The sequence below is a fragment of the Stenotrophomonas sp. genome (assembly GCF_032066555.1).
Lineage (GTDB): Bacteria > Pseudomonadota > Gammaproteobacteria > Xanthomonadales > Xanthomonadaceae > Stenotrophomonas.
On record NZ_DAMBKV010000024.1, the window covers coordinates 1 to 13039 of the forward strand.

General features: G+C 64.9%; 11 protein-coding genes. 5 read left to right on the forward strand and 6 right to left on the reverse strand.

Features of this window, described 5'->3' with window-relative positions; all coding sequences use genetic code 11:
• A partial coding sequence (ahpF, locus tag RT131_RS17945; RefSeq protein ID WP_313174166.1) for an alkyl hydroperoxide reductase subunit F occupies positions 1 to 1109 on the reverse strand: 1109 nt, incomplete at its 3' end.
• Between the two features lie 223 nt (positions 1110 to 1332).
• Positions 1333 to 1896 carry an alkyl hydroperoxide reductase subunit C gene (ahpC, locus tag RT131_RS17950; RefSeq protein WP_313174167.1) on the reverse strand — a complete coding sequence of 188 codons (564 nt, stop codon included), beginning with the start codon at positions 1894 to 1896 and terminating at the stop codon, positions 1333 to 1335.
• A gap of 301 nt (positions 1897 to 2197) precedes the next feature.
• Here ahpC and prmC point away from each other — a divergent pair, with 301 nt between their 5' ends.
• The 3 genes from prmC to pip all read left to right on the forward strand — a co-directional run bounded on the left by prmC (position 2198) and on the right by pip (position 5549).
• Complete coding sequence (prmC, locus tag RT131_RS17955) at positions 2198 to 3040, forward strand: peptide chain release factor N(5)-glutamine methyltransferase (protein WP_313174168.1); 843 nt, start codon at positions 2198 to 2200, stop codon at positions 3038 to 3040.
• Positions 3041 to 3267: 227 nt separating this feature from the next.
• On the forward strand, positions 3268 to 4530 hold the full coding sequence (locus RT131_RS17960) for an erythromycin esterase family protein (protein ID WP_313174169.1): 1263 nt from the start codon (positions 3268 to 3270) through the stop codon (positions 4528 to 4530).
• A gap of 74 nt (positions 4531 to 4604) precedes the next feature.
• Positions 4605 to 5549 (forward strand): prolyl aminopeptidase, encoded by a 945-nt coding sequence (gene pip, locus RT131_RS17965; protein WP_313174170.1) that lies wholly within the window; start codon positions 4605 to 4607, stop codon positions 5547 to 5549.
• 420 nt (positions 5550 to 5969) lie between these two features.
• Here pip and RT131_RS17970 read toward each other — a convergent pair whose 3' ends face one another.
• The 4 genes from RT131_RS17970 to RT131_RS17985 are packed head-to-tail and all read right to left on the reverse strand — an operon-like array spanning position 5970 to position 8818.
• Positions 5970 to 6767 (reverse strand): N-formylglutamate amidohydrolase, encoded by a 798-nt coding sequence (locus RT131_RS17970; RefSeq protein ID WP_313174172.1) that lies wholly within the window; start codon positions 6765 to 6767, stop codon positions 5970 to 5972.
• Positions 6760 to 7311, reverse strand: coding sequence for an NUDIX hydrolase (locus tag RT131_RS17975; protein WP_313174174.1), 552 nt, complete (start codon positions 7309 to 7311; stop codon positions 6760 to 6762). The genes RT131_RS17970 and RT131_RS17975 overlap by 8 nt, the downstream gene beginning before the upstream one ends.
• On the reverse strand, positions 7308 to 8246 hold the full coding sequence (locus RT131_RS17980) for a 5'-3' exonuclease H3TH domain-containing protein (protein WP_313174175.1): 939 nt from the start codon (positions 8244 to 8246) through the stop codon (positions 7308 to 7310). The genes RT131_RS17975 and RT131_RS17980 overlap by 4 nt, the downstream gene beginning before the upstream one ends.
• Positions 8243 to 8818: a nitroreductase gene (locus tag RT131_RS17985; protein WP_313174177.1), complete on the reverse strand. Its 576-nt coding sequence runs from the start codon at positions 8816 to 8818 to the stop codon at positions 8243 to 8245. The genes RT131_RS17980 and RT131_RS17985 overlap by 4 nt, the downstream gene beginning before the upstream one ends.
• A 311-nt stretch (positions 8819 to 9129) precedes the next feature.
• On the opposite strand from RT131_RS17985, the gene RT131_RS17990 reads away from it, so the two are divergent.
• Together RT131_RS17990 and RT131_RS17995 are read left to right on the forward strand one after the other, a co-directional pair.
• On the forward strand, positions 9130 to 11439 hold the full coding sequence (locus tag RT131_RS17990) for a DUF1631 domain-containing protein (protein ID WP_313174179.1): 2310 nt from the start codon (positions 9130 to 9132) through the stop codon (positions 11437 to 11439).
• 88 nt (positions 11440 to 11527) lie between these two features.
• Positions 11528 to 12631, forward strand: a complete 1104-nt coding sequence (locus RT131_RS17995; RefSeq protein WP_313174180.1) for an NAD(P) transhydrogenase subunit alpha — start codon at positions 11528 to 11530, stop codon at positions 12629 to 12631.
• Positions 12632 to 13039: the final 408 nt, after the last annotated feature.

Genomic DNA, 13039 nt, shown 5'->3' on the forward strand with positions numbered 1-13039 from the left:
GCCGCTTCCACGCCGGAGTTGCCGCCGCCGATCACCGCCACGCGCTTGCCCTTGAACAGCGGGCCGTCACAGTGCGGGCAATAGGCCACGCCCTTGTTGCGGTACTCGTCCTCGCCCGGCACGTTCATCTGCCGCCAGCGGGCACCGGTGGACAGGATCACCGTCTTGGATTTCAACGAAGCACCGTTCTCCAGCTGCACTTCGACCAGGCCATCGGCACCGGCCGGCACCAGCTTGGCCGCGCGCTGCAGGTTCATGATGTCCACCTCGTACTCACGCACGTGGGCTTCCAGCGCGGCGGCCAGCTTCGGGCCTTCGGTGTGCTGCACCGAGATGAAGTTCTCGATCGCCATGGTGTCCAGCACCTGGCCACCGAAGCGCTCGGCGGCAACACCGGTGCGGATGCCCTTGCGTGCGGCATAGATCGCCGCCGCCGCACCGGCCGGGCCACCGCCCACCACCAGCACGTCGAATGCATCTTTGGCCTTGATCTTCTCGGCCTCGCGGGCAACGGCGCCGGTGTCGAGCTTGGCGACGATCTGCTCCAGGCTCATGCGGCCGGAGTCGAACATCTCGCCACCCTGGAACACCATCGGCACCGCCATCACCTGGCGCTGTTCCACTTCCTGCTGGAACGTGCCGCCCTCGATTACCGTTGTGCTGATCTTCGGGTTCAGGATCGCCATCAACGCCAGCGCCTGCACCACGTCCGGGCAGTTGTGGCAGGTCAGTGACATATAGACGTCGAAACTGTACTTGCCGTCGATCGCGGTGATGCTGTCGATGACGTCCTGTGCGACCTTCGGCGGATGGCCGCCGGTCCACAGCAGGGCCAGGACCAGCGATTCGAATTCGTGGCCCAGCGGCAGGCCGGCAAAACGCACGCCGTGGTCCTGGCCTTCGCGGGCGATCACGAACGAGGGCTTGCGCGCATCGTCGCCGGAAGTGTCCAGCGTGATCTTGCCGCCGCCGGCCGCGACGATATCGTCAAGCAGGCCGCGCATGTCCTGGCTGGCGCTGCTGTCGTCGAGCGAGGCGATCAGGCGCAGTGGCTGGCGCAGCAGGCCCATGTACTGCTGCAGCTGGGTCTTGAGGCTGTCGTCGAGCACGGTCAACTCCTTCGTTGAGGCAAAGCGGGGGGGTGACGCCCCTGCATGAAGCGGGGCGCCAGTAGAAGTAGGGGTGAACCGCAGCGGGCTGCGTGGCGTGCGGGCGTGGTGCTGGCTGGCATCAACACGCTGCGGTTCACCCCCACACCCGCCGCGAAGGCGGGGTGGGAGTGCCATGGAGACGAACCAGGTATCTGGTTCATCGCCACCGGCTGACCGGGACTTAGATCTTGCCGACCAGGTCCAGCGACGGGGTCAGGGTCTTTTCGCCTTCCTTCCACTTGGCCGGGCACACTTCGTTCGGGTGTGCGGCGGTGAACTGGGCAGCCTTCAGCTTGCGCAGGGTCTCGGACACGTCACGGGCGATCTCGTTGGAATGGATCTCCGAGGTCTTGATCACGCCTTCCGGGTTGATCACGAAGGTGCCACGCAGGGCCAGGCCTTCTTCCGGAATGTGCACGCCGAAGGCGTTGGTCAGCTGATGGGTCGGGTCGCCAACCAGCGGGAACTTGGCCTTGCCCACGGCCGGCGAGGTTTCGTGCCACACCTTGTGCGAGAAGTGGGTATCGGTGGTCACGATGTAGACCTCGGCACCGGCCTTCTGGAACTCGGCATAGTTGTCAGCGGCGTCTTCGATCTCGGTCGGGCAGTTGAAGGTGAAGGCTGCCGGCATGAAGATCAGGACCGACCACTTGCCCTTCAGCGACTCATCGGTGACTTCAATGAACTTGCCGTTGTGGAACGCGTTGACCTTGAACGGCTGGACCTGGGTGTTGATAAGGGACATGAAGATTCCTCTTGGGTTGTAGGGCGGGGTGAATCGTTGGAGCAAAGACTAATAGGCAGAAACTAATAAAACAAATGAATTGGATGCATCGTATCAATAGATAAAGCCTATCAATCGATGCCCTGAAGCTGCCTCAAGGCCTGATATCGGGTGCTTTGCGGGCTTTCCAAGCCATCCAGGGCCAAGCTGAACGATGTGGCATAGATGGGATTAATCCTTAGGCAAGGATCATGGCGGTAGGCAGGGGCGGGCGCGCTGACTATCCTCGCCCTCCTGAAAGAAGCCGCGAAGAGGTAATGCAGTGTCCACGTTGAAGGTTGCCGAGCTGTTGCGGGAGGCTGCCGCACGCCTGCCGGGTGAAGATGCCCGCCATGAAGCCGAGCAGTTGCTGATCCACGTGCTGGGCGTGGAGCGGGCGTGGTTGTTCTCGCATGCCACCGACGAGGTGGATGCCGAGGCGGTGGAGCGCTTCGAGGTGCTGCTGGCGCGCCGTGCCGAGGGTCATCCGCTGGCCTATCTGACTGGCCGACGCGGCTTCTGGACCCTGGACCTGCAGGTCAACACCGCCACCCTGATCCCGCGCCCGGAAACCGAGCTGCTGGTCGAGCAGGCGCTGGCACGGCTGCCGGCCGATGACATGGTGCGGGTGGCCGACATGGGCACCGGCAGCGGCGCCATCGCCTTGTCGATCGCCAGTGAACGGCCCCTGGCGACGGTAATGGCGACCGACGTGCTGGGCCCGACTCTGGCGGTGGCGGTGAAGAACGCCCAGGCGCATGGGCTGCAGAATGTGTGGTTCCGGCGTGGGCACTGGTACACGGCGTTGGGCGCGGATCGCTTCGACATGATCGTCAGCAACCCACCCTATATCGCTGCAGGTGACCCGCATCTGGTGCAGGGAGACCTGCGTTTCGAGCCGCCGCCGGCCCTGGCATCGGGCGCGGATGGCCTGGATGCGATCCGCGAGATTGTTGCCGGCGCGCACGAGCATCTGGTGCCCAGTGGCTGGTTGCTGCTGGAGCATGGCTGGGATCAGGGCGAGGCGATCCGCGCGCTGCTGGAACAAGCCGGGTTTGCGGAGGCGCAGACGGTGCAGGATCTGGAGCAGCGGGATCGGGTGACCTTGGGGCGTTGGCCTGGTTGAGGTTGAGGTTGTTGTAGTTGTTGTTGCTCTTGCCGCTTTTTTTCAGCTCGTCATTCCCGCCTTCGCGGGAATGACTGCATAAAGAACGAAAGCCAAAGCCAAAGCCAAAGCCAAAGCCAAGGTGGAGCCAAAAGCACTGCTCCGGCACGTCATCCAGGTCATTTCCTGTCCACAAGACGGCACCCAAAACCTCCCGTAGCATCGCCATCTCCAAACCTGGGATGCCGATGATCCGTACCGCGTTCGCTGTCGTATTGCTGGTCACATCGCTGGGCTGTGCCGCAACGCCAGCCACCAGCAAACACGCGCCTATCCATCCCTTGCGTGAGGGCTCGCCGGTGCAGGATGACTTCGCTGATCTGGCGCCCCTGGGTGAGGCCATCGGCGACAAGCGCATCGTCATGCTCGACGAACTCACGCATGGCGAAGGCAATATCTACGAAAGCAAGGTGCGCACCGTACGCTACCTGCACGAGCGCAAGGGCTTCGACCTGCTGGTACTGGAAAGCGGCCTGTTCGATGTCACCCGTCTATGGCAATCGCGGCTGCCACTGCGCGCCAATGCGCCCGGCAATATCTTCTACATGTATGCCAACAGCGCCGAGGTGTGGCCGCTGTACGACTATCTGGATGCACAACGCGACGCGCCCGGCGCGATGCAGTTGGCTGGCTTCGACGGGCGCCTGAGCGGCGCATTTTCGCGTCGCCAGCTGGTGCCGCAGCTGCGCGAACGCTTGCTGCGGCAGCCACTGGATGAAAGAGCAAGGCAGCGCCTGCAGCTGCACCTGCAACAGGTACAGCGATTGCTGGATGGCAAGCTGGCGATGGCGGATGCTCGCGCACGCCAGCGCTTCCTAGATGATTCGCAATGGCTGCTGCAACTGCTGCCGGCGCCGGACGCCGAGCATGGCGACGACGTGTTCAACAGCGATGGCTTCTGGCGGCGCATCAACGCCAGCCTGCAGCGCATGGCCGAGGTGAGTTGGCAGCTGCGGCCCTTCGACGAACACGATCCGGTCATGGCCGGCAACCTGCAGTGGCTGCTGGAGCAGGCCTATCCGGGGCGCAAGGCGGTCGTCTGGGGGCATTACGCGCATCTGAACAAACTTGGCGGCTACCGCGACGGTCATCCGCGTGGCTTTCCGGTGGTGGACAACGTGACCCGCGCTTTGCCACCTGCGCTGCAGGAGCAGACCTATGTACTGCATTACGCCGGGGCGCAAGGGAGTTACCTCGACTACATCGATCAGCAGGTCCGCCAGGTGGACGCACGGCCGGCGCAGCTGGAGTCGCGCTTGACTGCCGATACCTCGGTCGCAGCGGTGTTCGTTGATCTGCATGCAGGCAGTTTGTCGGGCGAGGAGGATCCGGCCAGCCGGCTGTGGGGCATGGACTACGCCGATGAATTGACGCTGCCCGAAGCACGTCAGCGCTTCGACGGCATCTGGCTGCTGGAGAGGATCACCCCGGCGACCTATGCGACGCCTTGATGGAACGCTGTAGCGCAGACAAGACCGCAACATCGCTGCGTTAGACTAAGCGGCCTGTTCCCAGCGAGGCTGCCATGCGCACGCTCTACCCCGCCATCGAGCCCTACGACACCGGCACACTCAAGGTCGACGACCGCCACACGCTGTATTTCGAACAATGCGGCAACCCCAACGGCAAGCCGGTGGTGATGCTGCACGGCGGCCCCGGTGGCGGCTGCAGCGACAAGATGCGCCAGTTCCACGACCCGTCCAAGTACCGCATCATCCTGTTCGATCAGCGTGGCTCGGGTCGTTCCACCCCGCATGCGGATCTGGTCGACAACACCACCTGGGATCTGGTCGCCGACATCGAGAAGCTGCGTGAGAAGCTCGGCGTCGACAGTTGGCAGGTATTCGGCGGCAGCTGGGGTTCGACGCTGGCATTGGCCTATGCCGAAACCCATCCGCAGCGGGTGACCGAGCTGGTGCTGCGCGGCATCTTCATGCTGCGTCGCTGGGAGCTGGAATGGTTCTACCAGGAAGGCGCCAACCGTTTGTTCCCGGATGCCTGGGAGCATTACCTCAAGCCGATCCCTCTCGTTGAGCGCCATGACCTGATCTCGGCCTTCCACCGCCGCCTGACCAGCGATGACGAGGCCACGCGCCTGGCCGCTGCCAAGGCCTGGAGCGTGTGGGAAGGTGCAACCAGCTTCCTGCACGTGGACGACGATTTCGTCAACAGCCACGAAGACCCGCAGTTCGCGCTGGCCTTCGCCCGCATCGAGAACCATTACTTCGTCAACGGTGGCTTCTTCGAGGTGGAAGACCAACTGCTGCGCGACGCGCACAAGATCGCCCACATCCCGGGTGTGATCGTGCACGGCCGTTACGACGTGGTCTGCCCGCTGGCCAATGCCTGGGAACTGCACAAGGCCTGGCCGAAGGCGCAGCTGCAGATCACGCCTGCCTCCGGCCACTCGGCATTTGAAGCCGAGAACGTCGACGCACTGGTACGCGCGACCGACAGCTTCGCCGGCTGATAAGCGAGGCTCTGTAGTGCCGAGCCATGCTCGGCAGGGGCTTTACCGACAAACCCTTGAGATTATGGGAGCGGCGTCAGCCGCGACGCTGGCGACAACGATCAGTCGAGCATTTCTGCGATCTGATCATCTGCCAGCTTCGCGGCTGACGCCGCTCCTGCAAATGGGTTTATCAGTAAAGCCCCTGCCGAGCATGGCTCGGCACTACATGCGACCTGCTTGATCAAAAAATCACCAGTGCCTGCAAAGGTCTGGTGTGCAAGGGTTGTGCAGGCTTATCCACAGCTTGTGTAACCGTCAGGGCACAGCCTGTGTGGACAACGCAATGCCCGCGTAGTGCCGAGCCATGCTCGGCAGGGGACTTGCCGGTGTTACATCCGACAGTTCATCGGCTTCGCGGCTGACGCCGCTCCTACAAGGCTACTTCCAGGTGAGCAGTTCAGGCTGCAAGCTGCGGAATATCCGCTCCAGTCGCTCCGCCCAGGCCTGCTGCCCTGCCACATCGGCGATCAGGTCCTGGCGGATCTCCAGTTCCACATGCACCAGACCACGGCCTTCGCCATGCACCGGCACCGCATAGTCGCTGTTGCTGTTCACCGAATACGGTTGGTTGTCGCCGACCACCAGGTCGCCTTCATCGCGCAAGGCCTGCAACAGCGCATGCGCGAAGCGCGTGTCCTGGTGATACAGCACGCCTGCATGCCATGGACGTTCCATGCCGGCCATCGCCGGGGTGAAGCTGTGCATCATCACCAGCAGTGTCGGCACAGCCGCATCGCGGCGACGGTCCAGCTCGGCGTCGATGCGTGCGTGGTAGGGCGCGTGGATCGCATCAATGCGCTGCTGGCGTTGCTGTGGATCAAGGCCGCGATTGCCGGGAACAACGGTGCCGTCGCTGACTTCAGGAATCAGCGTCGGCGACACCAGCGGCCGGTTGCAGTCGATCAACAGGCGCGAATAGGTCTGTTCGATGGCCCAGGCGTCCAGGCGCTTGGCCAGGGCGCGGGTGGTGCCGGCGATGCCGATATCCCAGCCGATGTGCCGGTCCAGTTCGGCCTGCGGCAAGCCCAGGTCCTGCAGCGCCTGCGGCACACGCTGGCCGGCATGATCGGCCAGCAGCAGGAACGGGGACACGCCGTGCGGGTTGTGCACGGTGTAAATCGCTGGATCATGGGCGCCGAGCAGCGCAGTGACGCCTTGCAAGCCGGAGTCAGCCACGCGGGCGCCCATCCAGATGGTGTTCGATCATCCACAGGCCGGCCCAGAGTTTTGCGTCCAGCTCATAGCCTTCGCCCATTTTCTCCACCAGCCAGGCTGCAGCGCGCTGACGCGGGATGCTGTGCACGGTGATGTCCTCGCTGGCATCGCCGCCGCCCTCGCCGACCTTGCGCAGGCCGGTGGCACGCACGAAGGCGATCTTCTCGCTGCTGGCGCCGGAGGAGGTGGGGCCGATCATCAGCACTTCGGCATGGTCGGCGGTCCAGCCGGTTTCTTCTTCCAGCTCGCGCACGGCCGACACCTCGATGGATTCACCGGCATCGATATCGCCAACCAGCCCTGCCGGCATCTCGATGGTGCGCGCTTGCAGCGGCACGCGGAACTGCTCGACGAACAGCACCTCGTCATCGGGGGTGACCGCGATGATGATCGCGGCCAGCCCGCCGGCATGGGTGCGCTCGCTGTACTCCCAGGTGCCGCGCACCAGCATGCGCTGGTATTTGCCTTCGTAGACGACGCGGGGTTCAGCAGTGTTATGGCTCATGCGAACTCGTTGGCTGGAGTGGAAGGGGATTGCAGGCCGGCCGCAGTCATCAGTCGGCGCCGGGTCATCGGGCCAAACCGAAGCGCCTCGCACAGCCCGCCGAGCATGTCGCCGTCGCCATTGGCACGCACGAAGCCGCCGGCGGCGTTGTGCAGCGGTGCGTTCAAGGCAACCGTGGTCAGCTGGCGGAACAGCAAGGCCTGCTCACGCTGCTCGCGCAGCCGTACCGCCATGGTGGCGGCGCCGCGCAGGCGCAGGAACGGCACTTCATCAATGCGCTCGAGCAGGGCGTCCATGCTGCCGAAATGCGCCAGCAGCACGGCCGCTGACTTGGCCCCGATACCGGATACGCCAGGAATGTTGTCCACTGCGTCGCCGCTCAGCGCCAGGTAGTCGGCGACCTGGTGTGCATGCACACCCTGACGTGCCTTCACCCCGTCGGCCCCCCAGCGCTGGTTGCGGGCGTAGTCCCATTGCTCGTCGTGTTCCGACAGCAGCTGCGACAAGTCCTTGTCGGCCGAGACGATGACCCCGCGCAGGCGGCCGCGGCTGGCATGCAGGGCGCTGCCGATCAGGTCGTCAGCCTCGTATTCGCGGTCGGCCAGTACTTCCAGGCCCAAGGCGGCGCACAGCGCCTTGCAATGGGCGAACTGGCGGCGCAGTTCCTCCGGGGCCGGATCACGGTTGGCCTTGTAGGCCGGATACAGCGCGTGGCGGAAACAGCTGTCCAGCGCTTCGTCGAAGGCCACGGCGATATGTTGTGGGCGCTCGCGTTCAAGCAGGTCGAGCAGGAAGCGGGCAAAACCGTGAACTGCGTTTACCGGCCAGCCCTGCGCATCCTGGAATTCGTCGGGAATCGAATGCCAGGCGCGGAAGACGTACAGGCTGGCGTCGATCAGGTAGAGCGGCTGCAGTGGGGCACTGCCGGCATTCATGGCTGCCAGTCCTGCAGCAGCATGGCCGGATCGGGGCGTTCGCGGTCGGGGACGGCAATCCTGGGGGTGCCGATATGGATGAAACCAACGATCTGCTCATTGTCGGCCAGGCCCAGGTGGCGGGCGACTTCCGGATCGCTGGCCATCCACGCGGTCAGCCATTGCGCCCCGAAACCGCAGCCCTGCGCGGCCTGCAGCAGGGCGAAGCACACGCAGCCGGCGGTGAGCAGCTGTTCCTGCGCGGGGACCTTGGGGTTGTCCTGCAAGCGGGCGATCACGGTAATGATCAGCGGTGCATGGGAGAAGCGCTGGCGGTCCTTTTCCACCGCGGCCTCGGCCGCATTGGGGTCGCGCTGGCGGCTGCGCCGGGCCAGAAACTCGCCCAGCGCATGGCGGGCTTCGCCCTGCAGGCGCAGGAACCGGAACGGCACCATCTTGCCGTGATCTGGGACGCGTACGGCCGATTGCAGCATGCGCAGCACGGTGGCAGGGTCCGGCGCCGGCTCGCCCAGTTGCAGGGAGGGCACCGAATGGCGCTGATCCAGCGCTTGCAGGAAGCAGTTGTCGGACATGGTTCACGGGAGCTGAGGCGGCCAGTGATTATAGACGTCGCCCATGTACCGGCCGTTTAGCGGGAGCCAGCGGCGGTTTTGTGCGCTGTGTCGTGTGGCCTGAACAAGCTACGGGTCGCTAATAATCGCTGACACGCTTAGCATGGCTGGTATTGCGGGGAAGGGCTCATGAGGTAGGAAGTGCGGACTGCATCACTGACCCTGTTCATCTTCTCCGCCTACCATGCGCGTGCGGTTTCGGGGGCCGTGTCTGCATTTCCCAATTTGTTTATCAGAAGACCAGCGCCTGTAAGGGTGTGGAGCCTTTGCGCATGATGTCCAATCCGCATCCCGCCGGTCAGCCCGGTCGTAACCAGAACCTGCTTGGCGTGGCCCGTGAGGCCGCCCTGCCAGTGCTGTCGCAGGCCTTTGCCAAGGTGCTGGCGGGCTTTGACGATGCCTTGTTCGATCGTGCCGAGACGGCGGGCCCCTCGCAGCTGGCGTTTCTGGACGGCATGCGTGAGCTGCGCCGCCGGCGTGATGAGATCTCCCGTCGGTTCGATGCCCACCTGCAACAGGCCTGGGCCGCGCTGGAAGCCGGCAGCCCACAGTCGGCAGAGAGCGTGCTGGCCGGGCAGGGCGACGGCGGTTTGAGCCTGGTCCCCGAACACATTCTTGAATCGCGCCTGGCCGTACGCAATTTTGCCACCGTGCTGCTGCGCGACTGGAAGCAGGTGTTGCTGCGCATCGATCACCGCCTGGCCTGGGTGGCGGGGGTGTCGACGCTGGATGCCGACACCAATCCGATCGGCCCGGAGCACATCGGCGTGGCCGTGCACGAGGCGTTCTATACCTGCGACCTGGCCGCTGAAGTGCGGCTGGTGCTGTTCAAGTTGTGCGAACGCGAGTTCGCCGCCGGCATCGGCAAGCTGTACGAAGCCGTGGACGAGCGCCTGGCCCAGGCCGGTGTCGCCCCCGAGATCGCCGCGCCGCGCCGGCCCGGTCCGCAACGCTCGCCGGTCGAGCAGGTGTCGCAGGCTGCGCAGGAAGAAGAGGAAGGATTCGACCCGGGCCATGCGCCGATGTGGGCGCGGCGCTTTTCCGAGCGCTGGAACCAGCGCCGCGGCAGCATGGCCGGCCAGGCTGCCGCGCAGGCAGCGGCGGGTTTCGAGGCCGAACAGGCCTATGGCAGTTCGCAGAACATGGTGCTGGAGGCGCTGCACGAGCTGCTGGCGCAGAGTCGGCAGACCCGCGAAGGGGCGTCGGCGTCTGCGGCCGATGCCGCGCATGCCGGCGCCGGCCAGCAGCGCTCCTTGAACCAGCGCGAGATGATGTCGGTGTTGTCGCTGCTGCAGGCCACGCCCAGCGCAACCCTGCGCGCGGCGGTGGGCGAGGATGGCGAATCGCTGGCGCAACGGCTCAAGAGTGAAGTGCTGTCCGGTGCCACGCGCCTCGGGGTGGACCCGCAACAGGCGCATCTGGACCCCCAGGACGAAGATGCGATCGACCTGGTCGGCATGCTGTTCGACGTGATGCTCGACGAACGTGACCTGGAAGGGCGTTCGCGCGAGCTGATCGGGCGTCTGGTCGTGCCCTTCGTCAAAGTCGCCATGCTCGACCGGCGCATGTTCGTGCAGAAGACCCATCCGGCGCGCAAGCTGCTCAACTCGCTGGCCGAGGCCTGCGAGGGCAATGCCGGGGAAAGCCAGGCCGAGCGCGCGCTGATGGGCAAGGTCGAGGAAATCATTGAAAGGCTGACCGCCGAGTTCAATGAGAACCTGGCGATCTTCCTCACCCTGGAAGAAGAGTTCCGCGACTTCCTGGCCCAGCACCGGCGGCGTATCGAGATCACCGAGCGGCGCGCAGCCGAGACCCAACGTGGCCAGGAGAAACTGGAAGTCGCCCGCAATCGCGCAAGCGCCGAGCTGGACAAGCGGGTTGCCGACGTCAGCCTGCCCAAGGCCATCGAAGACTTCCTGCGCCAGCCCTGGAATCACCATCTGACCCTTACCCTGCTGCGCGAAGGCGAGGAAGGTGAAGGTGTGGCCGAAGCGTTGAAGCTGGCCGACGATGTGCTGGAAGAAGTGGCCGAAGCACGCCGCCATATCGTCGGCAAGCCATGGCTGCAATCCAGCCAGCCCGGGCTGCGCAAGGTGTTTGCCAGTGTTGGCCTGCATGGCGACGGTGGCACCACCGCGATCGACGCCTTGCACGACACCCTGCAGTCCATCGCTGAACTGCGGCCGGAACTGGAGCGGGCCTTGCCGGAACTGCCGCAGGTGGCCTTGCCGACGCCGCCGGCGCCGGAAACCCCGGCCATCGAGTTCGGCAATGCGACCAAGGCCGAGGATTTCGACGACAGCGACGCCGAACGTTTCCGCAGGATGGAAATCGGCACCTGGCTGGATTTCATCGACAAGGACGGCAAGATGCAGGCCGGCAAGTTGTCCTGGGTGAGTCCGATTTCTTCGCGACTGCTGTTCGTCAACCGCCGCGGCATCCGTTTCTGCGTGGCCTCGCCGGAAGAACTGGCGGTGATGGTGCGGCTGGAACGTTTGCGTCCACATGTGGATGACGGCGCCTTCGACACCGCCATGCAGGGCGTGATCGATCGGCTGGAACCGCAGGGCGTAGCCAACTGATTGGCGGCTTGGCAGCCCTGGGGCTGCCGCACAGGGCACCGGCTTTGCTACGATCCGGCGGTTGATCCGCTGCGCATCGAGGACTGGAATGGCCGTAGATGTCTGGGTGTTGAAGGAAACCGCCGAAGGCGAGCGACGCGTTGCCGCCACGCCGGAAACGGTGAAGAAACTTGTTTCAGCCGGCGCGCAGGTACACCTGCAGGCCGGCGCAGGCGCGGCTGCGGGGTTCCCCGACCAGGCCTATGTGGATGCAGGGGCCCAGCTGGGTGACGCGCTGGAAGCTGCAGATCTGGTGTTATGCGTACAGGCCCCGTCCTTGCCGACCATTGCGCGCCTGAAGACGGCAGCGGTGCTGGTTGGCGGGGTGCAGCCCGAAGCCGATCCCGCGCGCGCGGCGGCGTTGCAGGCCCGCCAGTTGCAGACGTTTCCGTTGGAACGATTGCCACGTACCACGCGCGCACAGGCGATGGATGTGCTCAGTTCGCAGGCCGGCATGGCTGGCTACAAGGCAACCCTGATCGCTGCGCAGCTTGCGCCGCGTTTCTTCCCGATGTTGACAACTGCCGCCGGCACCATCCGCCCATCCAAGGTACTGATTGTCGGTGCCGGTGTTGCGGGCCTGCAGGCCGTTGCCACAGCCAAGCGCCTGGGCGCAGCGGTTGAAGGTTTCGATGTACGTCCTGAGACGCGTGAGCAGATCGAGTCGCTGGGTGGCAAGTTCCTGGACCTGGGCGTCAGCGCTGCCGGCGAGGGCGGCTATGCCCGGCAGCTGACCGACGCGGAGCGCGCTGAACAACAGCGACGCTTGGCCGAACACCTGAAAGGGGTGGACGTGGTGATCTGCACCGCTGCCGTGCCCGGCCGTCCGGCACCGAAGATCGTCACCGCGGCGATGGTGGCGGGTATGCGCCCAGGCAGTGTGATCGTCGATCTGGCTGCCGAGACTGGCGGCAACTGCGAGGCAACGCAGCCGGGGCAAACCATCGAGGTCGGCGGCGTGACGGTTGCTGGTCCGCTCAACCTGGCCAGCATGGGTGCGGTGCACGCCAGCGAAATGTTCGCGCGCAACGTCTACAACTTCGTGGCGCTGTTCCTGAAGGAAGGCAAGCTGTCGTTCGACTGGAACGATGAGTTGCTGGCCAAGACCGTGTGGCCGCAACGACCGGCAGGTGGCGAAATTCCGCCGGTGTGACTGCTGTAGCCCCTCTCCTGCTTGCGGGAGAGGGGTTGGGGTGAGGGCGGCTTTTTGCTGGGAAAGCCCCTGCCGAGCATGGCTCGGCACTATCGTACCGCCGTAGCCCCTCTCCCGCTTGCGGGAGAGGGGTTGGGGTGAGGGCAGCTTTTCGCTGGGAAAGCCCCTGCCGAGCATGGCTCGGCACTACAGGCCGGCGGCGCGCAGGCGATAGCCCCTCTCCCGCTTGCGGGAGAGGGGTTGGGGTGAGGGCGGCTTTTCGCTGGGAAAGCCCCTGCCGAGCATGGCTCGGCACTACCGTACCGCTGTAGCCCCTCTCCCGCTTGCGGGAGAGGGGTTGGGGTGAGGGCGGTTTTTCGCTGGGAAAGCCCCTGCCGAGCATGGCTCGGCACTACCGTACCGCTGTAG

Bases quoted from the DNA above. Each gene is read 5' to 3' on its own strand.
- ahpC (WP_313174167.1), bottom strand. From the start codon at position 1,896: ATGTCCCTTATCAACACCCAGGTCCAGCCGTTCAAGGTCAACGCGTTC.
- RT131_RS17960 (WP_313174169.1), top strand. From the start codon at position 3,268: ATGATCCGTACCGCGTTCGCTGTCGTATTGCTGGTCACATCGCTGGGC.
- pip (WP_313174170.1), top strand. From the start codon at position 4,605: ATGCGCACGCTCTACCCCGCCATCGAGCCCTACGACACCGGCACACTC.
- RT131_RS17975 (WP_313174174.1), bottom strand. From the start codon at position 7,311: ATGAGCCATAACACTGCTGAACCCCGCGTCGTCTACGAAGGCAAATAC.
- RT131_RS17980 (WP_313174175.1), bottom strand. From the start codon at position 8,246: ATGAATGCCGGCAGTGCCCCACTGCAGCCGCTCTACCTGATCGACGCC.
- RT131_RS17985 (WP_313174177.1), bottom strand. From the start codon at position 8,818: ATGTCCGACAACTGCTTCCTGCAAGCGCTGGATCAGCGCCATTCGGTG.
- RT131_RS17990 (WP_313174179.1), top strand. From the start codon at position 9,130: ATGATGTCCAATCCGCATCCCGCCGGTCAGCCCGGTCGTAACCAGAAC.
- RT131_RS17995 (WP_313174180.1), top strand. From the start codon at position 11,528: ATGGCCGTAGATGTCTGGGTGTTGAAGGAAACCGCCGAAGGCGAGCGA.